19 protein-coding genes are annotated in these 22,474 nt (G+C 71.4%); 8 read left to right on the plus strand and 11 right to left on the minus strand.

The annotated features are described in order from the left end of the window. Positions 1-220: 220 nt before the first annotated feature. On the plus strand, positions 221-982 hold the full coding sequence (locus ACWCP6_RS35995) for a maleylpyruvate isomerase family mycothiol-dependent enzyme (protein ID WP_450936870.1): 762 nt from the start codon (positions 221-223) through the stop codon (positions 980-982). Positions 983-1,069: 87 nt separating this feature from the next. Here the strand turns inward: ACWCP6_RS35995 and ACWCP6_RS36000 are convergent, their stop codons facing one another. Then, positions 1,070-1,477 carry a MarR family winged helix-turn-helix transcriptional regulator gene (locus ACWCP6_RS36000; protein WP_450936871.1) on the minus strand — a complete coding sequence of 136 codons (408 nt, stop codon included), beginning with the start codon at positions 1,475-1,477 and terminating at the stop codon, positions 1,070-1,072. Between the two features lie 86 nt (positions 1,478-1,563). Here ACWCP6_RS36000 and ACWCP6_RS36005 point away from each other — a divergent pair, with 86 nt between their 5' ends. Together ACWCP6_RS36005 and ACWCP6_RS36010 are read left to right on the plus strand one after the other, a co-directional pair. After that, entirely contained in the window at positions 1,564-3,054 is a 1,491-nt protein-coding gene (locus ACWCP6_RS36005; protein WP_450936872.1) for an MFS transporter, read from the plus strand. A gap of 151 nt (positions 3,055-3,205) precedes the next feature. Then, positions 3,206-3,472 (plus strand): DUF6332 family protein, encoded by a 267-nt coding sequence (locus tag ACWCP6_RS36010; protein ID WP_450936873.1) that lies wholly within the window; start codon positions 3,206-3,208, stop codon positions 3,470-3,472. A gap of 8 nt (positions 3,473-3,480) precedes the next feature. Here the strand turns inward: ACWCP6_RS36010 and ACWCP6_RS36015 are convergent, their stop codons facing one another. From ACWCP6_RS36015 to ACWCP6_RS36025, 3 genes are all read right to left on the minus strand, one after another. After that, a complete protein-coding gene (locus ACWCP6_RS36015; RefSeq protein ID WP_450936874.1) occupies positions 3,481-4,146 on the minus strand; it encodes a response regulator in 666 nt (221 codons plus the stop codon). Positions 4,147-4,239: 93 nt separating this feature from the next. Further along, positions 4,240-5,355, minus strand: a complete 1,116-nt coding sequence (locus tag ACWCP6_RS36020; RefSeq protein ID WP_450936875.1) for a sensor histidine kinase — start codon at positions 5,353-5,355, stop codon at positions 4,240-4,242. Between the two features lie 299 nt (positions 5,356-5,654). Next, entirely contained in the window at positions 5,655-6,362 is a 708-nt protein-coding gene (locus ACWCP6_RS36025; RefSeq protein WP_450936876.1) for a TetR/AcrR family transcriptional regulator, read from the minus strand. 211 nt (positions 6,363-6,573) lie between these two features. Here ACWCP6_RS36025 and ACWCP6_RS36030 point away from each other — a divergent pair, with 211 nt between their 5' ends. After that, positions 6,574-7,023: a nitroreductase family deazaflavin-dependent oxidoreductase gene (locus tag ACWCP6_RS36030; protein ID WP_450936877.1), complete on the plus strand. Its 450-nt coding sequence runs from the start codon at positions 6,574-6,576 to the stop codon at positions 7,021-7,023. A 63-nt stretch (positions 7,024-7,086) separates the two neighbouring features. On the opposite strand, the gene ACWCP6_RS36035 is transcribed toward ACWCP6_RS36030, so the two are convergent. Then, on the minus strand, positions 7,087-8,289 hold the full coding sequence (locus tag ACWCP6_RS36035; RefSeq protein ID WP_450936878.1) for a geranylgeranyl reductase family protein: 1,203 nt from the start codon (positions 8,287-8,289) through the stop codon (positions 7,087-7,089). 173 nt (positions 8,290-8,462) lie between these two features. Between ACWCP6_RS36035 and ACWCP6_RS36040 the strand changes: the two genes are divergently transcribed. Both ACWCP6_RS36040 and ACWCP6_RS36045 read left to right on the plus strand, forming a co-directional pair. Next, positions 8,463-9,818: a M20/M25/M40 family metallo-hydrolase gene (locus ACWCP6_RS36040; RefSeq protein ID WP_450936879.1), complete on the plus strand. Its 1,356-nt coding sequence runs from the start codon at positions 8,463-8,465 to the stop codon at positions 9,816-9,818. A 106-nt stretch (positions 9,819-9,924) separates the two neighbouring features. Continuing rightward, the gene (locus tag ACWCP6_RS36045; RefSeq protein ID WP_450936886.1) at positions 9,925-10,641 is read left to right on the plus strand and encodes an MBL fold metallo-hydrolase; all 717 of its coding nucleotides are present in this window, start codon (positions 9,925-9,927) and stop codon (positions 10,639-10,641) included. Positions 10,642-11,309: 668 nt separating this feature from the next. Here the strand turns inward: ACWCP6_RS36045 and ACWCP6_RS36050 are convergent. From ACWCP6_RS36050 to ACWCP6_RS36065, 4 genes are all read right to left on the minus strand, one after another. After that, positions 11,310-12,353, minus strand: a complete 1,044-nt coding sequence (locus ACWCP6_RS36050; RefSeq protein ID WP_450936887.1) for an NUDIX hydrolase — start codon at positions 12,351-12,353, stop codon at positions 11,310-11,312. Between the two features lie 396 nt (positions 12,354-12,749). Further along, entirely contained in the window at positions 12,750-13,712 is a 963-nt protein-coding gene (locus ACWCP6_RS36055; protein ID WP_450936880.1) for a carbohydrate ABC transporter permease, read from the minus strand. Continuing rightward, the gene (locus tag ACWCP6_RS36060; protein ID WP_450936881.1) at positions 13,709-14,623 is read right to left on the minus strand and encodes a carbohydrate ABC transporter permease; all 915 of its coding nucleotides are present in this window, start codon (positions 14,621-14,623) and stop codon (positions 13,709-13,711) included. Before ACWCP6_RS36060 ends, ACWCP6_RS36055 begins: the two co-directional genes overlap by 4 nt. Before the next feature lie 21 nt (positions 14,624-14,644). Continuing rightward, on the minus strand, positions 14,645-15,913 hold the full coding sequence (locus tag ACWCP6_RS36065; RefSeq protein WP_450936888.1) for an ABC transporter substrate-binding protein: 1,269 nt from the start codon (positions 15,911-15,913) through the stop codon (positions 14,645-14,647). A 277-nt stretch (positions 15,914-16,190) separates the two neighbouring features. Here ACWCP6_RS36065 and ACWCP6_RS36070 point away from each other — a divergent pair, with 277 nt between their 5' ends. Beyond that, complete coding sequence (locus ACWCP6_RS36070) at positions 16,191-18,224, plus strand: NPCBM/NEW2 domain-containing protein (protein ID WP_450936882.1); 2,034 nt, start codon at positions 16,191-16,193, stop codon at positions 18,222-18,224. Positions 18,225-18,439: 215 nt separating this feature from the next. On the opposite strand, the gene ACWCP6_RS36075 is transcribed toward ACWCP6_RS36070, so the two are convergent. Next, on the minus strand, positions 18,440-19,399 hold the full coding sequence (locus tag ACWCP6_RS36075; RefSeq protein WP_450936883.1) for an ROK family protein: 960 nt from the start codon (positions 19,397-19,399) through the stop codon (positions 18,440-18,442). A gap of 195 nt (positions 19,400-19,594) precedes the next feature. Between ACWCP6_RS36075 and ACWCP6_RS36080 the strand changes: the two genes are divergently transcribed. Then, complete coding sequence (locus ACWCP6_RS36080; RefSeq protein ID WP_450936884.1) at positions 19,595-20,632, plus strand: LacI family DNA-binding transcriptional regulator; 1,038 nt, start codon at positions 19,595-19,597, stop codon at positions 20,630-20,632. Between the two features lie 220 nt (positions 20,633-20,852). On the opposite strand, the gene ACWCP6_RS36085 is transcribed toward ACWCP6_RS36080, so the two are convergent. Further along, positions 20,853-22,151 (minus strand): DUF6986 family protein, encoded by a 1,299-nt coding sequence (locus ACWCP6_RS36085; protein ID WP_450936885.1) that lies wholly within the window; start codon positions 22,149-22,151, stop codon positions 20,853-20,855. Positions 22,152-22,474: the final 323 nt, after the last annotated feature.

Here is a 22,474-nt window from a genome sequence, read left to right on the forward strand (position 1 = left end):
GGCTGGACTGGTACAACTACCACCGACCCCACACCGGAATCAGCGGCCACACCCCAGCCAGCCGCGTCACCAACCTGTCCGGACAGCACACCTAGCCACGGGTCCGGCCCCGACGGCGGCCCGGCCCCGATGCAGGTCCAGTCGCAGGTCCGAACCGGGGCAGGCACGGCACGGCAGCAGCGCCGATCCCGGGCCGGGGAACTTCGGGCACAATCGGCTCATGGAGCCCTTGGAGCCGCTGGAGATCGACGAGCTCGTCCAATGCCTCGACCGCGAGGGGCAGTTGCTGGCCCGCACGGCGCAGGAGGCGGGGACGGACGCCGAGGTGGCGACCTGCCCCGGCTGGGCGGTGCGCGATCTGCTGCGGCACACCGGGATGGTGCACCGCTGGGCCACCGCGTTCGTCGCGGAGGGGCTCACCCGCCACCACCCCGACGCCGGACAGCCGGACCTGGACGGCGCGGAGCTGCTCGCGTGGTTCCGGGAAGGGCACGCGACGCTCGTCGACACGCTGGACACGGCACCGGCCGACGTCGAGTGCTGGACGTTCCTGCCCGCCCCGTCCCCGCTCGGCTTCTGGGCGCGGCGGCAGGCGCACGAGACGACGATTCACCGGATCGACGCGGAGTCGGCACTCGGCGGGACGTTCTCCGGGATCGGCACGGCATTCGCCGTGGACGGCATCGACGAGTTGCTGACCGGTTTCCACGGGCGGTCGTCGAGCCGGGTGCGTACGCAGGAAGGGCCACGCGTGCTGCGGGTGCGGGCGACGGACACGGACGCCGTGTGGACCGTACGGCTGACGCCCGACGAGCGTCCGCGCACCGAGCGGAACGCCGTCGGCGACGCGGACTGCCAGCTGACCGGGCCGGCGGGGCGGCTCTATCCGGCCCTGTGGAACAGGTCGCCGTTTCCTCGGGTGGACGGCGACGCGCGTCTCGCCGAGCTGTGGCTCGAGCGCTCCGCGGTCACCTGGAGCTGAGGATTTCCGGCCCCGACGACCCCCGGCGTCGGCGGTCCGGGCGAGCCGGCACCGGCCGTCCGCCGCGCAGGGGGCGACGCCCCCTCGTCAGGAGACGCCGTCGTCGCCCGTCAGCATTCGCGTCAGCACCGCACGCTGGAGCGGCAGGACCTCCGCGTGCAGCGCGCGCCCCTTGGGCGTGAGCAGGACGCGCACCCCCCTGCGGTCCTCCTCGCACATGCCGCGTTCGACGAGGCCGTCCTTCTCGAGCCGGCCGATCAGGCGGGACAGGGCGCTCTGGCTCAGATGGACGCGGCCGGCGATCTCCTGGACGCGGTAGGAACATCCGCCGTCCTCGGCCACGCCCTCCGCGAGCACGTCGAGGACCTCGAAGTCGCTGGCGCCCAGGCCGTGCCGATGCAGTTCGCGGTCGAGTTCGCACATGGTGCGGGCGTGCACCGCGAGGATGTCCCGCCATTGATCCACGAGCACATGCTCGGCATTCTTCGCCGCCATGCCCGCACCGTAGCAGAAACCGCCACATTGTTGCATCGGAATTAAATGCGTTTGCATTGAATGCATGTGCATGTAGTGTGCGGCGCATGACCTCTCCGCTCACCACCACTCCACCGACACCGGACCAGCAGCGCTGGACGCCCCGCCTCTGGGGTGCCCTGCTGGTGCTGTGCGCCGCGATGTTCCTGGACGCGCTCGACGTGTCGATGGTCGGTGTCGCCCTGCCCTCCATCGGCTCCGAACTCCACCTGTCCACCTCGACCCTCCAGTGGATCGTCAGCGGCTACATCCTCGGATACGGCGGGCTGTTGCTCCTCGGCGGACGTGCCGCCGACCTGCTGGGCCGCCGCCGGGTCTTCCTGATCGCCCTCGGCGTCTTCGCGGTCGCCTCACTGCTCGGCGGTCTCGTCGACTCCGGGCCGCTGCTGATCGCGAGCCGGTTCATCAAGGGGCTCAGCGCCGCATTCACCGCTCCCGCCGGTCTGTCGATCATCACCACGACGTTCGCCGAGGGCCCGGTCCGCAACCGCGCCCTGTCCATCTACACCACCTGCGCCGCCACCGGCTTCTCCATGGGCCTCGTGCTCTCCGGCCTGCTCACCGAGGCCAGCTGGCGCTACACGATGCTGCTGCCCGCGCCGATCGCCGTCGTCGCACTGATCGCCGCCACGAAGCTGATCCCGCACACCGCTCGGGAGGAGAAGCGCGGGGGCTACGACGTGCCGGGCGCCGTGACCGGCACCGCGTCGATGCTGCTGCTGGTGTTCACCGTCGTGCAGGCACCGCAGGCCGGGTGGAGCTCGGCGCGAACACTGCTCTCGTTCCTGGCCGTCGCCGTGCTGCTTGCCGTGTTCGTGACGATCGAGCGGCGCACCGCGAGCCCGCTCGTCCGGCTGGGCGTTCTGCGCTCGGGCCCCCAGGTCCGGGCGCAACTGGGCGCGATGACGTTCTTCGGTTCGTACGTCGGCTTCCAGTTCCTGGTGACGCAGTACATGCAGACCCTGCTCGGCTGGTCGGCGCTCCAGACCGCCCTGGCCTTCCTGCCCGCCGGTGCACTGGTCGCGCTGTCCTCGACGAAGGTGGGGGCGATCGTGGACCGGTTCGGCACGCCGCGGCTGCTCGTCGCCGGCTTCACCGCACTCGTCCTGGCGTATGCGCTGTTCCTGCGGGTCAGCCTGACCCCGCAGTACGCGGCCGTCGTGCTGCCGTCGATGCTGCTGCTCGGCGCGGCGTGCGCCCTGGTGTTCCCCTCTCTCAACATCCAGGCCACGAACGGCGTCCCCGACGACGAGCAGGGCATGGTGTCCGGGCTCCTCAACACCTCGATCCAGGTCGGCGGCGCGATCTTCCTCGCGATCGTGACGGCGGTCGTCACGGCGGACGCCCACCGGGGTTCCGCCCCGCAGGCGGTCCTGGAGAGCTTCCGCCCGGGCCTGGTCGTGGTCACCGTCGTCGCGGCCGTCGGCCTGCTGATCAGCCTCCCTGGTCTGCGCACCCGTCGCGCCGGGTCCACGATCGTGATCGCGACGTCCAGGCCGCGGGACGCAGCCGCCGAGCGTGTCGCCGTGGGCGACTGACCGGCGGCCGGGCCGAGCTCCCACGGCGGCGGGGCCGCCGCCCGGCGGCCCCGCGCATCGTGCACGCCCGGCAGTGCCTGCTTGCCCCGCCGGAGTCGCGGCTGTGACACTCGACGCCAGCCAAGGGCACAAGGACGTACGGGGGTTACGGATGCACGAACACAGGGGCGGGGCCGCGGACCACGGCTCGGCGCGGCGGACACAGGCCGACCGGGACGCCGTCACCGTCGAGATCGTCTACGCGCTGGTCACCGCGGGGTTCGCGGCGGCCGTGGTCTTCGGGGCGGTGTCCGGGCCGGCCCTGCTGTTCGATCTGCCGCGCCCCGTCAGGGGCCTGTTGCTCCCCGCCGGGACCGTGCTCGCCGCCGCCCTGTTCGCCGTACGGGTGGTCGCCGTCCTGGTCCGCTTCCGGCGGTAGGCCTCGGCTCAGCCGAGCCAGCCAGGGCGCACGAGGCCGGATTCGTAGGCGAGGACGACCAGTTGGGCGCGGTCGCGGGCGCCCAGCTTCACCATGGTGCGGCTCACGTGGGTCTTGGCGGTCAAGGGGCTGACGACCAGTCGGCGGGCGATCTCCTCGTTGGACAGACCGATGCCGACGAGGGCCATCACCTCGCGCTCGCGCTCGGTGAGTTCGCCGAGGGAACCCTCGGCCGCGGGTTCCTTGGACCGGGCCGCGAACTCGGCGATGAGCCGTCGCGTCACGCCCGGCGACAGGAGCGCGTCACCCTGCACGACCGCCCGGACCGCGCGCAGCAGTTCGTCGGGCTCGGTGTCCTTGACCAGAAAGCCGGAGGCACCCGAGCGGATCGCCTCGAAGACGTACTCGTCGAGTTCGAACGTGGTGAGCATGACGACCTTCACCGCAGCCAGGTCGGCGTCCTCGGTGATGCGGCGGGTCGCGGCGAGCCCGTCGAGCCGCGGCATGCGGATGTCCATCAGGACGACGTCCGGACGCAGTTCCCGCACCAGGACCAGGGCTTCCTCGCCGTCGGAGGCCTCCGCGGCCACCTCGATGTCCGGCTGCGCGTCGAGCAGCGCCTTGAAGCCGGCCCTGACCAACGACTGGTCGTCGGCGAGCAGTACGCGGATCAACGGTCCTCCTCGGTCGCTCCCGGGGGCGGGCGCCCCCTCCGGTACGGTCGGTGCTCGTCCCTCCGCGCACGCTCCAGGGAACGCCACGGCAGTTCAGCGGTCCTCGGCGAGCGGCAGTTCGGCCAGCACCCGGAATCCGCCGCCCGGGCGCGGACCCGCCTCGATGGTGCCACCGAGCGCGGCGGCGCGCTCCCTCATCCCGGCCAGGCCGTTCCCGCTGCCGCCGGCATCCGCCCCGGTCGCGGGCCCGTCGTCGTCGATGCGCAGCCGCAGCGTCCCCTCCTCGTAGTGCAGCAGTACGCGCGCGTGCCGTGAGCCCGAGTGGCGTACGACGTTCGTCAGCGCCTCCTGGACGATGCGGAACGCGGCCAGGTCGGTGCCCGGGGGCAGCCGCACCTGCGTGCCCTCGACGGTGACGTCGACGCCCAGCCCGGCGCCGGCCGCCTGGTCCACGAGCTCGGGCACCCGGTCGAGCCCGGGGGCGGGCGCGCGGGGCGCGTCACCCGGCGTGCGCAGGGTGTCGAGGACCTGCCGCACCTCGCCCAACGCCTCCTTGCTGGCCGCCTTGATGGTGGTGAGCGCGGTGCGGGCCTGCTCCCGATCGGAGTCGAGCAGGGCGAGTCCGACGCCCGCCTGGACGTTGATGACGGAGATGCTGTGGGCCAGTACGTCGTGGAGTTCGCGGGCGATCCGCAGCCGCTCCTCGTCGGCGCGGCGCCGCGCCGCCTGGGCCCGCTCGGCCCGCTCCCGCACCCACTGCTCGCGGCGCACCCGGGCGAGTTCGGACACGGCGATGATCGCCGCGACCCAGGCGGCGATGAACGTCTCCTGCGTCCAGGTCCCGCCGGCATCGTGCGCCGGCGGCAGCCAGGGGTAGAGCCAGTGGCCGACCAGCGCATGCGCCGCCCAGAAGAGGGCGACGGCCGACCAGCCCGCCTTGCGGTGCCCGGTCACGATCGCGTTGAAGGAGCCGACCACGACGGTCACGAACACCGGGCCGTACGGGTATCCGGCGGCGAGGTACAGCGCAGCCGCCGCTGCGGTGCCGTACGCGACCGGCACGGGGTGGCGCTTGCGCCACAGCAGCAGGGCACTGCCTGCGAACAGGAGGACATAGGCGAGGACGTCCAGCGGGGCCCGGGTGTGCTGGCCGCGCGCGGAGAAGGTGGTGCCGATGACGACGAAGGCGGTGATGAACAATGTCGACACCCACGGCCACCCCGCGGCGCCCTCGTCCTCGTCGTCCGGGCGGCCGAGCCACGGCGGCCCGTGCCGCCACCTCGGTGCCGGCCACCACGGCTCGTCGCCCGGCGGGTGTGTCGCCCGGGACCCCGCGCCCGGGCCGCCCGGGACCACGGAGTCCCTGCCCGGCGGGTGTGATGCCACGGCACCCTCGCCCGGTCCGCGCGGCGCCACGGGAGGGCCGCCGGCGCCGCGAACGCGCTGCTCGTCCATGACGGTCACGCTAGACCGCCGCGGGGTCCCGCGGCGTCAGCCGAACGTGGTGATCAGGTGTACTCCCCGGGGAGTAGCGGGAGGCCCACCCCGTGGGCGAGCCGGGCGACGGCGTGCTCGAAGAACGCCTCCCGGTCCTCCACCACGTTCGTGAACTGTCCGAACACCTCGAAGCCGACCAGGCCGTACAGCTGCGCCCATGCGGCGACGAGCGCCGTGACCGTCTCGGGCGGCAGATCGGGGGCCAGGCTGTCGGCCATCCGTTCCGCCTCGGGGCGCAGCCGGTCGGGCAGGGGGGCCGGCTCGACGCCGCTGCCCCGCCGGGCCTCGCGGAGGATGTCGATGAGCAGGAGTCCGACACGGGCGGCGGCGGGGATGGTCGACTCGGGGGCGGAGTAGCCGGGGACCGGGGAGCCGTAGATCAGCGCGTACTCATGGGGGTGCTCCAGCGCCCAGGTGCGGACCGCGGTGCACACCGCGGTCCAGCGCCGCGCGGGCCGCTCCTCGGCGACGGGGGCGTGCGCGGTCTCGGCGGCCTCACCGAGGGAGTTGTAGGCGTCGATGATGAGCGCCGTCAACAGGTCGTCACGGCTGGGGAAGTAGCGGTACAGCGCGGAGGACACCATCCCCAGCTCCCGGGCCACCGCGCGCAGCGACAGCTTCGCGGCGCCTTCGGCCGCCAGCTGTCTGCGCGCCTCGTCCTTGATGGCTGCGGTGACTTCGATACGGGCTCGGGCGCGTGCTCCACGGTGGGTGCTCATACGAGCAGTCTGCCACGCCCAGAGAGCGGTGCACACAATCAAGAGCAGCGACAACTTTCGAGAGCAGTGCTCTTGCCTTTCGTCACCGAACCCGTGCAGACTGTTCACGAGCGAGAGCAGTGCTCTCCGAAAGGGTCAAGCGCCGACCCGCACCACGGCATCTCGCACGGCGTCACGCACCTGCGTCACCCACCACGGACCGGGAGTCACCATGTCGCAGCCGTACTACTTCCACGCCAGCCCCTTCGCGATCCGCATGAACAGCCTCGTCGCCAGGCTCGCCCGCCTCGGCATCAGCCTGCAGGGCTCCGCCGAGCTCTCGGTCCGGGGCCGCAGCAGCGGGCAGATGCAGCGCATCCCGGTCAACCCGCACCCGTTCGAGGGCGCGCAGTACCTGGTGTCGGTGCGCGGCCACTCCCAGTGGGTGCGCAACATGCGGGCGGCCGGCGGCGGCGAGCTGCGGGTGGGCCGCAAGGTCCGCACGTTCACCGCCACCGAGATCCCGGACGCGGAGAAGCCGCAGGTGCTCCGTGCCTATCTGGAACGCTGGGGCTGGCAGGTCAAGGACTACTTCAAGGGCGTGACCGCACAGTCCGGCGACGAGGAACTGCTCGCCGCGGCGCAGGACCACCCGGTGTTCCGGATCACCGTCGAGGACTGATCAGCCGGTCGGCCGCCCGTGCGGCGCCGGCGGCCGGCTCCCCGGCCGCCACGCCCCGGGGGGTCACTTGTCGAGGGCCGAGAGCGCCCGGTGCGCCACCGGGTGCGTGCGGACGATCTCGCCGAGCGACGTCGATCCGCGGGTGATGCGCGCGAACGCCTTCCAGGCGGGCCGGAACCCGGTGAGCGCCGCGTGCAGCACCCCGGGCCGCCGGCGGAAGACCGTGTGCATCCGCTTCCCGACGCCCATCTCGATGCCGAGGCCCGCCTTGATCGCGAAGGCGTAGTTGAGGGCCTGGCGGCGTGTGTCCACCGCGTCGTGGGACTCGGCGATGCGCACCGCCCACTCCCCCGCGAGCCGGCCGGACCGCAGCGCGAAGGAGATGCCCTCACGGGTCCAGGGCTCCAGCAGACCTGCCGCGTCGCCGCACACCAGCACCCGGCCGCGCGACAGCGGCGAGTCCTCGCTGCGGCACCGCGTGAGATGTCCCGAGGAGATGGCCGGCTCGAATCCGGAGAGACCGAGCCGGGCGACGAAGTCCTCCAAGTACCGCTTGGTGGCCGCGCCGTCGCCGCGCTCCGAGATGACACCGACGGTCAGCGTGTCGCCCTTGGGGAAGACCCAGCCGTAACTGCCGGGCATGGGTCCCCAGTCGATGAGGACACGGCCGCGCCAGTCCTCCGCCACGGTCTCGGGCACCGGGATCTCCGCCTCCAGGCCCAGATCGACCTGGTCGAGCTTGACGCCGACGTGCGCCCCTATGCGGCTGGCGCTGCCGTCCGCGCCGACGACGGCACGGGCCAGGACGGTCTCACCGCCCTGGAGGACGATTGCGACCGTGCGGCGGTCCGGTACACCGGGGCCGTGCTGTTCCACCCGGGACACCGTCACACCGGTGCGCAGCTCGGCGCCGGCCTTCTGCGCGTGCTCCACGAGTTGCTGGTCGAACTCCGGGCGGTTGACGAGCCCGAAGAGCATGTGCCGCGAGCGGCGAGTGCGCGTGAACCGGCCGTCGAGCGAGAACGTGACCGCGTGCACGCGATCGCGGACGGGAAGCTCGAAACCGGGCGGCAGAGCGTCGCGCGAGGGACCGATGATGCCGCCGCCGCAGGTCTTGTAGCGGGGCAGTTCGGCCTTCTCGAGGAGCAGGACTCTGCGTCCCGCGACCGCCGCCGCGTAGGCCGCGGAGGCTCCCGCGGGTCCGGCGCCGATCACGACGACGTCCCACACCTGTCGCGCGTCGTCCGAAGAGTTCTCGCTGCTCACGTTGGTCTACCGCTCCCGATCCAGCCGCCTTGCGCACCTTTCCCAGGCATCCTACGGCGGCCCCCTCCCCTCCCCGCTATGGGAGGATTCACCATGCCTGCCCTGTGCACACAAGCACCCGGGATCGCACACATATCCGTATGCACAACGTCGCACCCACAAGGAGCGTGCCCATGTCGCCGAATCCGATCGCCGAGACCGTCGCTTCGCTGATGCCCAGGGCGAAGGCCGAGCTCGCGGAGCTGGTGGCCTTCAAGTCGGTGGCCGATTTCGCGCAGTTCCCGAAGAGCGAGAGCGAGGGCGCGGCGAACTGGGTGGCGGACGCGCTGCGCGCGGAGGGCTTCCAGGACGTCGCGCTGCTCGACACTCCGGACGGCACCCAGTCGGTGTACGGCTTCCTTCCGGGTCCGGAGGGTGCGCCGACGGTGCTGCTGTACGCGCACTACGACGTGCAGCCGCCGCTGGACGAGGCCGCCTGGACGACGCCCCCCTTCGAGCTGACGGAGCGGGACGGCCGCTGGTACGGGCGGGGTGCGGCGGACTGCAAGGGCGGCTTCATCATGCACCTGCTGGCACTGCGCGCGCTGAAGGCGAACGGCGGTGTGCCGGTGAACATCAAGGTGATCGCCGAAGGCTCCGAGGAGATGGGCACGGGCGGTCTTGAGCGGTACGCGGAGGGCCACCCGGAGCTGCTGCGGGCCGACACGATCGTCATCGGCGACACGGGCAACTTCCGGATCGGGCTGCCCACGGTGACGGCGACGCTGCGCGGCATGACCCTCGTACGGGTCTCGATCGACACGCTCGAAGGGAACCTGCACTCGGGCCAGTTCGGCGGCGCCGCGCCCGATGCCCTGGCGGCGCTGGTGCGGTTGCTGGACTCGCTGCGGGCCGAGGACGGCTCGACGACGGTCGAGGGACTCGCCGGCGGCGGTGTCTGGGACGGCGTGCAGTACCCGGAGGAGGACTTCCGCAAGGACGCGAAGGTGCTCGACGGTGTCGAACTGATCGGCTCCGGCACGGTAGCCGACCGGGTGTGGGCGCGCCCGGCCGTGACCGTGCTCGGCATCGACTGCCCGCCGGTCGTCGGGGCGACGCCGTCGGTGCAGGCGAGCGCGCGGGCGCTGATCAGCCTGCGGGTGCCGCCGGGCGTGGACGCGGTCCAGGCGACGAAGCTGCTGGTGTCGCACCTGGAGACGCACACGCCCTGGGGTGCACGGGTCCAGGTGGAGCAGGTCGGCGCGGGTCAGCCGTTCCGCGCGGACACGACGAGCCCCGCGTACGCGGCGATGGCCGAGGCGATGAGCGTGGCCTACCCGGGTGAGGAGATGCAGTCGGCGGGCATGGGCGGTTCGATCCCGCTGTGCAACACGCTCGCGGCCCTGTACCCGGAGGCGGAGATCCTGCTCATCGGGCTGAGCGAGCCGGAGGCCCGGATCCACGCGGTGAACGAGAGCGTCGCTCCGGACGAGCTGGAGCGGATGTCCGTCACGGAAGCGCTGTTCCTGCGGAACTACGCCGGCCGCTGACGGTGGTCCTGGCCCGCCTTTTCGCCCCGGGCTGAAACGATTCGCCCACAGTGAAGTGTCCTCGCCGTCGGCGGGGACCCCTTTCTACCGTCGGGGCATGGACGGTATCGATGTCATCGAGGTGCTTCCGCGTCTGCACCTGCTCCGGTTCGCCGTCGGGCAGGCGTATCTGTGGAGCGACGGAGACGAGTTGACCCTCATCGACGCGGGCGCCGCGGGAGCCGGAGCATCGATCGCGGATGCGATCAGCACTCTGGGGCACGGCCCCCGGGACGTACGGCGCATCGTGGTGACGCATTTCCACGAGGATCACACCGGCGGTGCCGGGGAGTTCGCTGCGCTGAGTGGTGCGACGGTGCTGGCGCACGGACTGGACGCGCCGTTCGTACGGGGCGACGCGCCGGGGCCGGCCCCCGTGTTCGAGGAGTGGGAGCTGCCCATCCGGGACGAGGTGATGCAGAGGATGCCTCCGCGCCCGGAGAAGCCGGTGCTGCCCACCGAGGTGCTGGATCTCGACGACGGGGACGTCCTCGACTTCGGCGGCGGCGCCCGGATCGTGCACGCCCCGGGACACACGGAGGGGAGCGTCGCCGTGCACCTGCCCGCGCACGGCGTCCTGTTCACCGGCGATGCGATCGCCGCGTCGCCGGTCGACGCGCAGGTGATGCTCGGTGTGTTCAACCTGGACCGGCGGCGCGCCGTCGAGTCCTTCGCGAAGCTCGCGGCGCTGGAGACCGAGGTGGCCTGCTTCGGTCACGGCGACCCGGTGACGGAACACGCGGACGAGGTGCTGCGCACCGTGTCGGGGCGGTACACGGGATAGCGGCGACGCGAGCCGACGCGAGTGACCGCACGCGAGGGTGCGGTGACGCACCGGGAAGCGGGCCGCGCGGGGAGGGCGGCGGTCTGCGCCGCCGCGCCCCCTACCGGGTTCCGGGCACGACGGCGGGCGTCCGCTCCCCGCCGGCGGGCCCCACCGCCCCGCGGTCGGACGACGGTCCGGCCGACAGGCCGACACCGGGCTACGGGCCAGGTGGCGAGCCCCTGAGCCGCACCCGGGACACCTCACCGCCACCGAGCAGCCCCAGGACGACGAGGCAGGTCCGGACGGCGTACCGGGTGGCGAGGCACGCGGTCGACGTGGCCGGCGGCGCGGGGCACGCGTCGGCGTGTCGCCCGGTGTGCCGGACAGCCGGTGCGGTGGGCGTGTCGCCCGGCGTGCCGCGGGGGCGACACACACCGGACGCCCGCTCGAACCACGAGCCGTCCGTGCGCCCCTCACCCACCCCTGCCCGCATTCGTTGTGTGCGTCCCGCTCGGACGTACCCCGACGTCGCACGCCGGCCCCGCGCGCCCCGGCCACGGCGCCTGCCCGTGGCCGGGGCGCCCGGGTGCCGCCCCGGCCGCGGGCGGCCCGGCACTCGGTGCGCGGCTCGCCCGCGGCACCACGGCGGCGGGCCGCGATTGGCCCACGCGGCGGTCCCGGGGGCCTCAGCCCACCGGGACCCCGGCCTCCAGGTTGAGCACGACGCCGCGTTCGCGGGCCCGCAGGGCCCAGCGCAGCCGTTCGAAGCGGGTGGGCGGCAGCAGTTGTTCCGCTTCCGTCTCCGTGACGAAGCGCCATCCGCGCAGTTCGGCGCAGGGCAGCAGCAGCCGCTGTGCCTCGGTGCCGGCCACGCGGCCGCCGTCGAAGAGCAGTCGGAGCCCTCCGTAGCCGGGGGGCGCGGGCGGTTCCCAGTCGACGACCAGCAGTCCGGGGACGTCGGTGAGTTCGAGGCCCAGTTCCTCCGCGACCTCGCGCATACCGCCACGTGCGGGCGCCTCACCGGACTCCACGACGCCGCCGGGGAACTCCCACCCCGCCTTGTAGGTGGGGTCGACCAGCAGTACCCGGTCGTGCTCGTCGAAGAGGAGCACCCCCGATGCGACGGTCTCGCGGGTGGGTTCGGGGGTCTGCACGATGTCGCTCACGGCGGCGGCGCCGGTGCGGATGGCGTCGCTGATCCGGACGGCCGTCTCGTACGGGGTGAGGTCGCCCGTGTCGATGCGGTGGGCGTCGGCGGAGAGCCAGGTGGCGAGTGCGGCGCGGTAGGGCTCGATGTGGTCGTACGCCCACTGACGGACGCGCAGTTCGCCGTCCGGGAGGTCCTCGGGCACCTCCCGGGTGGCTATGCGCGACCGCAGGATCGTTTCCTCTGGTGCGAGAAGGACATGCCGTACCGAGATCCTGCGTGCGGCCAGGCCGCCGAAGATCTCGTCACGGTACTCCTGCCGGAGCAGCGTCATGGGGACCACCAGCGTCCCGCCGACCTCGGCGAGGAGTGCGGCCGCGGTGTCGATGACGAGCCGGCGCCAGATCGGCAGGTCCTGGAAGTCGTCCACCTCGGCGAGGCGCTTGGACGGCAGCAGGTGCCCGAGTCCGCCGCCGATGACCTCGGGGTCGAAGAGCGTGCTGTTCGGGATCAGTTCGATCAGTTCCCGTGCGGTCGTGGTCTTGCCCGCACCGAACGCACCGTTGATCCAGACGATCACGATTCCCCCTCTTCTATTTGGCCCCCTGTGGCTTGCCCGCAACACCCTGCCATGGAAACCAGGTGCAGTTGAGGCCACTTGTGCGGAATTCTTCCCACCGCTTCGAGCCGTGGTGGAGCCCGGGCGGGACACGCGACGACGTCCCTTTGCAGCGGCGGGAGAACCTCGGTGGCGGGCGGCGTCACCGGCATGGATACCGCCGCGCGTACATTGCGGTCCGTGAACAGCGCTCCGCCGGTCCACGCACCGGCATACGGGTCGTGTCCGGCGCGGAGCCGCTCGTGACCTGGGGGTTTCTCGTGGCCGAAGTCGGGGGCCCTGCGCGCTCGTGCGGGCGGGGAGCCCGTCGGCACCGGACGGAGTGCTCCGCGGCGCGCGGCCGGCACCCCGCCCGGCTGGTCAGCCCTTGGTGGATCCGAGCGTCAGCCCCGCGATGAAATGCCGCTGCAGGAGCAGGAAGACGACGATGGTGGGCAGCGCCACCAGCACGGATCCCGCCGCGAGCAGGTTGTAGTCCGTGAAGAACTGTCCGCGCAGGCTGTTCAAGGACGATGTGATGGGGAGTTTGTCGGGGTCGGAGATGAAGATGAGGGCCCAGAGGAAGTCGTTGTAGATCCAGGTGAATTCGAGGGTGGCCAGGGCCGCCAGGGCGGGGCGGCACAGGGGCAGCGTGATGCGCCGGAACTGGGTCCATACGCTCACGCCGTCGACGATCGCCGCCTCCAGGATCTCCTGGGGAAGGGTGCGCATGAAATTGGCCAGGACGAAGATGCAGAAGCCGATCTGGAAGCCGATGTTGACGATGATGACGGCCCAGTACGAGTCGTACATCGTCATCGAGTCGGACATCCACCAGGGCAGCGGGATCCTGTTGAAGAGGACGTAGAGCGGTGTGACGATGACCTGTTGGGGCAGCAGGTTGCCCGCGGTGAAGAGGATCAGCAGGACGATGTCGCCGCGGATCCTCAGGCGGGAGACGGCGAAGGCCACGAACGCGGCGAGGAACAGGGTGATCAGGACGGCCGGGACCGCGATGATCAGTGTGTTCGTGAAGTACCTGCCCATGCCCGACTCGGTGTAGGCCCGGCGGTAGTAGTCCAGGGACAGGTGTCTGGGGAGGGAGAAGTAGCCGTACTGCGCCGTTTCCTCGTAGGGGCGCAGTGAGGCGTAGACCGCGAGCAGCAGGGGGGCGAGGAAGGCGAGTGAGACGGTGAGCAGGAAGGCGTGCACACCGATCCGGCCGAGGGGGGTCCGCCCGCGCGGGCGAGGCCGTGAGCGGCGGAGGGTACGGCGGTGCGGGGCGGTGGTCGGCTCGGCCCCGGCGGCGGTGGCCGCAGCAGTGGCCCGGAGGTCGGCGGTCATGGTTCGCGGGCACCTCGCAGCTCTTGGACCAGGAACGTCACGATGAACCCCAGGGAGACGGTCAGCAGGACGACCGCGATGGCGGAGCCGAAGCCGATGCGGCTGGCCTCGCCGATGATGTTGTCGGTGATGAGCACGGAGAGCAGTTCGAGACCGTTGCGGCCCTTGTTGACGGCGTACACGATGTCGAAGGCGCGCAGGGCTTCGATGACGGTGATGACGCCGACGATGACGTTGACGGGGCGCAGGGTGGGGAAGACGATGCGCAGGAACGTCTGGCGTTCGTTCGCGCCGTCGATGGCCGCGGCCTCCTTCAGTGCCGGGTCGACGGCCTTGAGGCCGGCCAGGTAGAGGATCATCACGTAGCCGACGTGCCGCCAGCCCGCGGCGAGCATGATCATCCAGATGTTGAGGTCTGCGTCGCCGAGCCAGTCGACGGGGTCGTGGTGGTGGGCGAGGATCGTGTTCAGTGCCCCCTGATCGGTGCCGAGGATGAGCTGGGCGATGAATCCGACCACCGCCAGCGACAGCACGACCGGCATGTAGAGGGTGGACTGGTAGAAGCGGCTGAAGCGGACGCCGCGGTCGATGAGGACGGCGAGGAACAGCCCGAAGGGTGTGGCGACGAGCCCGAGGAAGGCCAGCCAGAGCAGGTTGTGCCGGACGGCGGGCCAGAACGCGGGATAGTTGTGGACCAGGTTGCTGTAGTTCTGTCCGCCCACCCAGTGGATGTCGCCGACGCCGTCCCATGAGGTGAAGGACAGGCCGACCGAGGCGAGCGTCGGAACCCAGACGATGACGATGTCGAGCAGGACGGGTATGCCCAGGAGCAGCCCGATGACGGCGAGGTCGCGGCGGGTGAAGCGCCGCGGTCCTCGCCGGCCGGCGCGCGGCGCGGTGTTCAGGTGCACGGAAGGTCGTCCCCCGGGTGGTCAGCCGACGGGCGACGAGAAGATGGTCTTCTTCTGCCGCTCGATGGAGTTGACGAGGCCGTCGACGTCCTTGGGGTTGGCGATGAAGTCCTGGATCGCCTTGATCATGACGGTCGAGGCGAAGTCGGGGCGGGTGTCCCGGTCGAGGAACTGCGAGATCTGCTTGGCGTTCGAGACCAGGTCGACGGACTTCTTCTGCAGGGCGCTGTACGTGGAGGTGTCGGCGGCTTCGTTGACGGCGATGTTGTTGGGGTCGCCGGCGAGATAGACGTCCTCGGCGCCGGGTGTGCCGAGCCAGGTCAGCAGGTCCTTGGCGGCCTCGACGTTTCTCGCCTTCCTGGCGATGAGGAATCCGTCGATCGGGGCCTCGACCGCGTCCTGGCCGAACTGCGGGTCGATCTCGGGGAAGGCGAAGAAGTCGATGTCGTCGCGCTCGTTCTCGGGGAACTGCTGTCCGGGGTGCGGCATGCCGAAGACGGCCATGGCGGTCGTGCGCTTCTGGAGGCTCTGTCCGGCCTCCTCCCAGGTGCGGCCGAGGGCGCCCTTCTGGTAGTACGGCATGAGCTCGCGCCACAGGTCGAAGACATGTTTCACCTTGGGGTCGGTCCATGACTTCTCACCGGCCATGAGCGCCTTGTGGAAGTCGTATCCGTTGGCCCGCAGATTGATGTAGTCGAAGGTGCCCATCGCGGGCCAGCCGTCCTTGTCGCAGAAGGCGACCGGGTTGCCGTCCCGCTGCATCTGTCTGGCGAGGGCGATGAAGTCGTCCCAGGTCCTGGGCTGTTCATAGCCCTTCTGCCGGAAGAGGCTCTTCCGGTGGAAGACGGCCCACGGATAGTAGTAGTAGGGCACGAAATACTGTTTGCCGTCGTGCGTGGACTGCTCCCGCAGGGCCGGCGAGAAACCCTTGAACTTCTTCCAGACGTCGCTGATTTCGACGAGCAGGCCCTTCTGGGCGAAGTACTGCATGCGGTATCCGGCGAACCACATGAAGACATCGTCCGGCTTGCCCTGGAGATAGCGGTTGATGTTCTCCTGGAAGTCGTTGTGGTCCTGGGTGTTGACCTTGACGGTCTTTCCCGACGTCTTGCGGTAGGCCTTGAAAGCCGCCGCGTACGCCGCCTTGGGTACGGCGTCCGACGCGTTGGACCCCACGGTGACCGTGTTGCCGTCGGAGCCCGGGGGGCCACCGCAGGCGGAGAGCAGCGCGGGAAGCGTGACCGCACCGGCTCCCACGGCCGCGCCGCGCAGGAGGCTCCGCCGGGACATCCGATGTCCTGTCACCTCTTGCGGCAGGACAGTGCGGTTGAACGATGACCGTGCCATGTCCCCCTCCTCGGGGTGCAACCCAACACAACCGAACGCGAGGATTGGATCTCACTGCCAAGCCCGGGCGTCGTCAAGGGTTTCGACATGCTCTCAGTCAACCGTTACCGCATCTCTTCCAACAGAGTCCAACACGGCCTACCGTAAACGCGCGCCATGGCACATCGACGTCACGTACATGCCGTCACCCCATGTATCGCGAGTACGGAGGAGCGTCACCATGCGTCATCTCTCCACCCGCAATACCCGCCGAAGAGTGGTCGGAGCGCTTGCCACGGCACTGCTGTGCGCCGGGGGGCTCGCTGCCCCGGCCGCCGCGCACGACAGCGGGACACCCACCCCGTCCGCGCACGCACCCACCGCGGACGACGGGCTTGCGCCGACCCCGCCGATGGGTTTCAACAACTGGAACTCGACGAACTGCCGGGCGGAGTTCAACGAGTCGATGGTGAAGGGAATCGCCGACCTCTTCGTGGCGAAAGGACTCAAAGACGCGGGCTACCTCTACGTCAATCTCGACGACTGCTGGGCGCTTCCGCAGCGGGACGCGGACGGCAGGCTCGTCCCCGATCCGGCGCGGTTCCCGAACGGCATCAAGGCCGTCGCCGACTACGTCCACGCAAAGGGCCTGAAGCTCGGCATCTACACCAGTGCCGGGACAAAGACCTGCAACAGTGCGGGATTTCCCGGCGCCCTCGGTCACGAGTACAGCGACGCCCGGCAGTTCGCCGACTGGGGCGTCGACTACCTCAAGTACGACAACTGCAACAACCAGGGCGTGGACGCGAAGAAGCGGTACACGACCATGCGGGACGCCCTCAGGGCCACCGGCCGCCCGATCGTCTACAGCATCTGCGAATGGGGCGAGAACAAGCCCTGGGAATGGGCACCGGGCGTGGGCCAACTGTGGCGTACCACCGGAGACATCGGCGACAGCTGGGGATCCATGCTGTCGATCGTCAAACAGAACCTGCCGCTCGCGCGGTACGCGGGGCCGGGCCACTGGAACGACCCCGACATGCTCGAAGTGGGCAACGGCGGAATGACGGACACCGAGTACCGCACCCACTTCTCCCTGTGGTCGGTCATGGCCGCGCCGCTGCTCATCGGCTCGGATCTGCGCAAGGCCTCCGACGCCACCTTCGACATCCTCGGCAATCGTGAGGTCATCGCGGTCGACCAGGACCCGCTGGGCAGGCAGGGCGCCGTCCTCACCTCGGAGAACGGGCGCTGGGTCGTCGTCAAGGAGATGCAGGACGGCAGCCGTACGGTGGCCCTGTTCAACGAGACCGGCGGCGCGCAGCGGATCGCGACGACCGCCGAGGCGGTGGGCCTTCCGGACGCCGACGCCTACACGCTCCGCGATCTGTGGCAGCACAAGAGCTTCAACACGGCGGGCACCATCGCGGCGACCGTGCCCGCGCACGGCACCGTGCTGCTGCGCGTGTCCGCCGACGGCAAGTGGGGCGCCAACCCTCCGGCCGTCGAACTCGGGGTCGACCAGGCACCGCTCACCGAGGCGGGCAAGGAGACGACCCTGACGACCCGGGCCACCGACCTCGGCCGGACGCCCGCGAAGAACGTGTCCGTCGCCCTCACCGGACCGGCAGGCTGGCGGATCAGGGCCGCGTCGCCGACCACCGCGCGGACCGTGCCCACCGGCAGGTCCCTGGCCACGGCCTGGCGGGTGGCCGCACCCGCCGGCGCGGCCACGGGTGCGTACGACCTGACGCTGAAGGCCACGTACCGATCGCCGGGCGGGGTGCGGGCGGACACCACGGTGCCGCTGCGGGCGAGCGTCGTCGTGGCACCGCCCACGGGCACCTCGTACCTCGGTGATCTGCCGTGGATGTCGGCGAGCAGCGGGTGGGGCCCGGTCGAGCGGAATACCAGCAACGGCGAGAGCTCGGCGGGCGACGGGCACCCGATCACCGTCGGCGGGACCGTGTACGCCCACGGGCTCGGTGTGCACGCCGACAGCGCCGTCGATTACTACACGGGCGGCGCCTGCACCAAGGTCACCGCCGAGGTCGGTGTCGACGACGAGAAGGGCGACAAGGGCACCGTCGCCTTCGAGATCTGGGCCGACGGCAGGAAGGCGGCCTCGACGGACGTCCTCACCAACGCGATGCCGGGCCGGCCGGTGTCGGCCGACGTGTCGGGCGCGCGGGTGGTCCGCCTCGTCGTCACCGACGGCGGCGACGGCATCGACTCCGACCACGCGGACTGGGCGGACGCGAAGCTCGTGTGCTGAGCCCGGCGTGCGGAGCGGGCCCCTGCCCGGCCGGTCCGGCCGGGCAGGGGCTCGCAGAGCACCGGCCCAGGGCAGCCGCCCGCCTCGCCGTCGGCATGCAGAACGGGCGCCCGCCTCACCCGCGGCAGGCGGCACAGGCGCTCGCTCACCCACGGCACGCAGTGCGCGCGCCGGCTCGCAGCGCGGGCCCCCGATTCGCCGCGCCGGGGTGGCGGTCAGCCCGCCAGTCTCGCCGTCGCGGAGCTGCCGCGGCCGTGCAGCGCCGCGGCGGCCGCGCCCACGAGCCCGGCGTCCGTGCCCATCAGCGCGGGTGCCACGGTGAGACGGCGTACGAAGGACAGCGTGGCGTAGTCGCGCAGGGACCTGCGCAGGGGCGCGAACAGGACATCTCCCGCCTTGGCCACTCCCCCGCCGATGACGGCGATGTCGATCTCCACGAGGGTCGCCGTCGCCGCGATGCCCGCGGCGAGGGCCTGCGCCGCGCGCGCGAAGGAGGCGACGGCGAGCGGGTCGCCCGCACGGGCCGACTCGGCGACCGCCTCGGCCGAGATGTCGCCGTCGGGTCCGGGGCGCCACCCCGCGTCCAGGGCCCGCCGGGCGATGTTCGGCCCGCTCGCTATGCGTTCGACGCAACCGCGCGCGCCGCACGGGCAGGGGTCGCCGTCGAGGTCCACGCTGATGTGGCCGATGTGCCCGGCGTTGCCGGTCGGGCCCGGATGCAGTCGGCCGCCGAGGACGAGCCCGCCGCCGACACCGGTCGACACGACCATGCAGAGCGCGTTGGCGTGGCCGCGCGCGGCGCCCTGCCAGTGCTCGGCCGCCGTCATCGCCACCCCGTCACCGACCAGTTCGACGGGCAGCCCGGCGGTCGCGGCCCGTACCCGTTCGACGAGCGGGAAGTCGCGCCAGCCAGGGACGTTCACCGGGCTCACCGTCCCCGTCGACGCATCCACGGGCCCGGCGCTGCCGATACCGACCGCGCGCGCCCGCGTCCACAACGGCGAGGACTTCAGCTCCCCGAGCACCTGCTCCACGGCGCCCATCACGGTGTCGCCGTCCTCCTTCGCCGGAGTCGGGCGCTGCGCCCGCACCAGTATCCGGCCGTCACTGTCCACCAGGGCTCCCGCGATCTTGGTGCCACCGATGTCCAGCGCGGTGACGAGGTCGGTCTGCATCAGCGTGAGATCTCCAGATGGAAGGCAGGTCGCCGCCCCGGCCGAGGCCCGGTGACGGAGAGTGTCTGGACAGTCTGCCTCGCGTCTGACAACGTTGTCCAGGCTCTATGCTCGACGCCACATCCTCATATCATCGAGGAATTCGGCGTCGGTTGAACAGTAGTGGGACAACGGCAGGACAGGGGACACCAGATCGTGGCAGAGACCGCACGGCGAGCGGGGAGCCGCTACGGCAATCGTCCGACCATGAAGGACGTCGCCGCGCGTGCCGGGGTCGGCCTGAAGACGGTCTCGCGCGTGGTCAACGGCGAGCCGGGAGTCACGCCCGACACGGAGCACCGTGTCCAGGAGGCCATCGAGGCGCTCGGCTTCCGCCGCAACGACAGCGCCCGTGTGCTGCGCAAGGGCCGTACCGCGAGCATCGGGCTGGTCCTGGAGGACCTGGCCGACCCGTTCTACGGCCCGCTGAGCCGCGCCGTCGAGGAGGTCGCCCGCGCGCACGGGGCGCTGCTGATCAACGGCTCCAGCGCGGAGGATCCCGACCGCGAACAGGAACTGGTGCTCGCGCTGTGCGCCCGGCGGGTGGACGGGCTGGTGGTCATTCCGGCCGGTGACGACCACCGCTATCTGGAGCCGGAGATCAGGGCGGGCGTGGCCACCGTCTTCGTCGACCGGCCCGCGGGCCGGATCGACGCGGACGTGGTCATGTCCGACAGCTTCGGCGGGGCGCGCGACGGTGTCGCGCACCTCATCGCCCACGGCCACCGCCGCATCGGCTTCATCGGCGACCAGCCGCGCATCCACACGGCGGCGGAGCGTCTGCGTGGCTACCGCGCGGCCATGGACGACGCGGGCATCCCGGTCGAGGAGAGCTGGATGTCCCTCGGCCCGACCGATCCCGAACGCGTCCGCCGGGCCACGGAAGCGATGCTCTCCGGCCCCGACCCCGTCACGGCGGTCTTCGCCGGGAACAACCGTGTGACCGTCACGGTCGTCCGGGTGCTCGCGGAACATGAGCAGCGCACCGCCCTCGTCGGCTTCGACGACTTCGAACTCGCGGATCTGCTGCGCCCGGGCGTCACCGTCGTCGCCCAGGACGCCGCCCAGCTCGGACGCGCGGCCGCCGAACGGCTCTTCCGCCGCCTCGACGGAGCGCCGCTCGTCCCGGAGAGCATGGTGCTGCCGACGCGGCTGATCACCCGGGGCTCGGGCGAACTCCCGCCCGCCGCTTGACGGTTCCTCGCCGGATCCGGTGATCCGTCAGGTCCTGTGCTCCGGTGCCGGGACGACTGGATCACCGGAGCGGGAGATGACCGGACCGGCCGCTCAGGCGCGGCGGTTCACGGGCGCCCGCGCCGTGCGGTGCCCCGGAGACGCCGCCCTCCCTGCCCTGGGACAGCCCAGGGCAGGGCATACAGATGCAGGACGGGTGCGACCGTCCGGGTCAGGTGGGCTACTTGGCGGAGACGGTGAGGTCGGCGCGGCGGGGGGCCGCGAAGTTCTCCAGGTCGGCACGGGTCAGGCCGGTGAGGCGGGCGACCTCGCCGATGTCGAGGGCTCCGCAGTCAAGACCGCGCAGCAGGTAGCCGCTGAGCGCCTTGGCGGTGGCGGGCTCGTCCATGACGTCGCCGCCCGCGCGGTTGGCGTAGGCGGACAGACGCGCGGCCGCCTTCTCGAAGCCCTCGCGGTAGAAGGCGAAGACGGCGGCGTACCGCGTGGGGATGTGGCCGGGGTGCATGTCCCAGCCCTGGTAGTAGGCACGGGACAGGGCCCGGCGGGTGAGGCCGTAGTGGAGCCGCCAGGCCTCGTGGACCTGCGCGGTCGGGCCGATGGGCAGGACGTTGGTCGAGCCGTCGGAGACCCGCACACCGGTGCCGGCGGCCGCGACCTGCATGATCGCCTTGGCGTGGTCGGCGGCCGGGTGGTCGCTGGCCTGGTAGGCGGCGCTGACGCCGAGGCAGGCGCTGTAGTCGAAGGTGCCGTAGTGCAGTCCTGTGGCGCGGCCCTCGGCGGCCTGGATCATCCGCGCGACGGTCGCGGTGCCGTCGGTGGCGAGGATGGACTGGCTGGTCTCGATCTGGATTTCGAACCCGATCCGGCCGGGCTCCAGCCCGCGGGCCTTCTCGAACTCCTCCAGGAGCCGGACCATCGCGGTGACCTGCTCGGCGTACGTCACCTTGGGGAGGGTGAGGACGAGCCCGTCCGGCAGGCCGCCGGCCTCCACGAGCCCGGTGAGGAAGATGTCGAGGGTGCGGATGCCGCGGTCGCGGACCGGGGCCTCCATGCACTTCATGCGGATGCCCATGTACGGGGCCGCGGTGCCGTCGGCGTACGCCTCGTGGACCAGGCGTGCGGCTCGGGCCGCGGCCTCGTCCTCCTCGGCGTCGGGGCGGTTGCCGTAGCCGTCCTCGAAGTCGATGCGGAGGTCCTCCACCGGCTCGCGCTCCAGCTTGGCGCGCACGCGCTCGTAGACGGGCCCGGCGAGGTCGTCGGACAGGCCGAGGACGGCGGCGAAGGACGCGGCGTCCGGGGCGTGTTCGTCGAGGGCGGCGATGGCCCGGTCGCCCCAGGAGCGGATGGTGCCGGCGGTGAAGGCGTCGCCCGGGACGTAGACGGTGTGGACAGGCTGTCGGGTTCCGGGGTCGCCCGGGTAGCGGCGCTCCAGCTCGGCGTCGACCGGTGCGAGGGAGGCGCTGATGCCCTCGCTCACCGCGCCTGCGAGGCTCGTTGCCACCTTCTCCTGCTGACCCATTCCCAGCCCTCCATATTTCCACTGCACGGAATCACTAATCCGTATGGTGAAGTTATCGCCGGTGTACCAGCTGGTCAACACCCCTCGGCGCCGTATCGCCCGGGTTCGGGCCCTTGCTCCCATCTTGAACCGAAGGGGGCCGTCAGGGGGTGGCAACGTGGTGGCGGCGGCGCAGCGGCGGTCCGACGAGTCCCGCTGGACGGGGCGGGAGTTGCGTCGGGGTATGGCGGGGCCCCCGCGTCCGGTGTGGTCGCGGGGGCCTTGTGGTGTGGTGCCGGGAGGGTCAGCCCTTGCGGGTCTTGATCTCGTCGGTGAGCTGGGGG

The sequence above is a fragment of the Streptomyces sp. NPDC002004 genome (assembly GCF_053593975.1).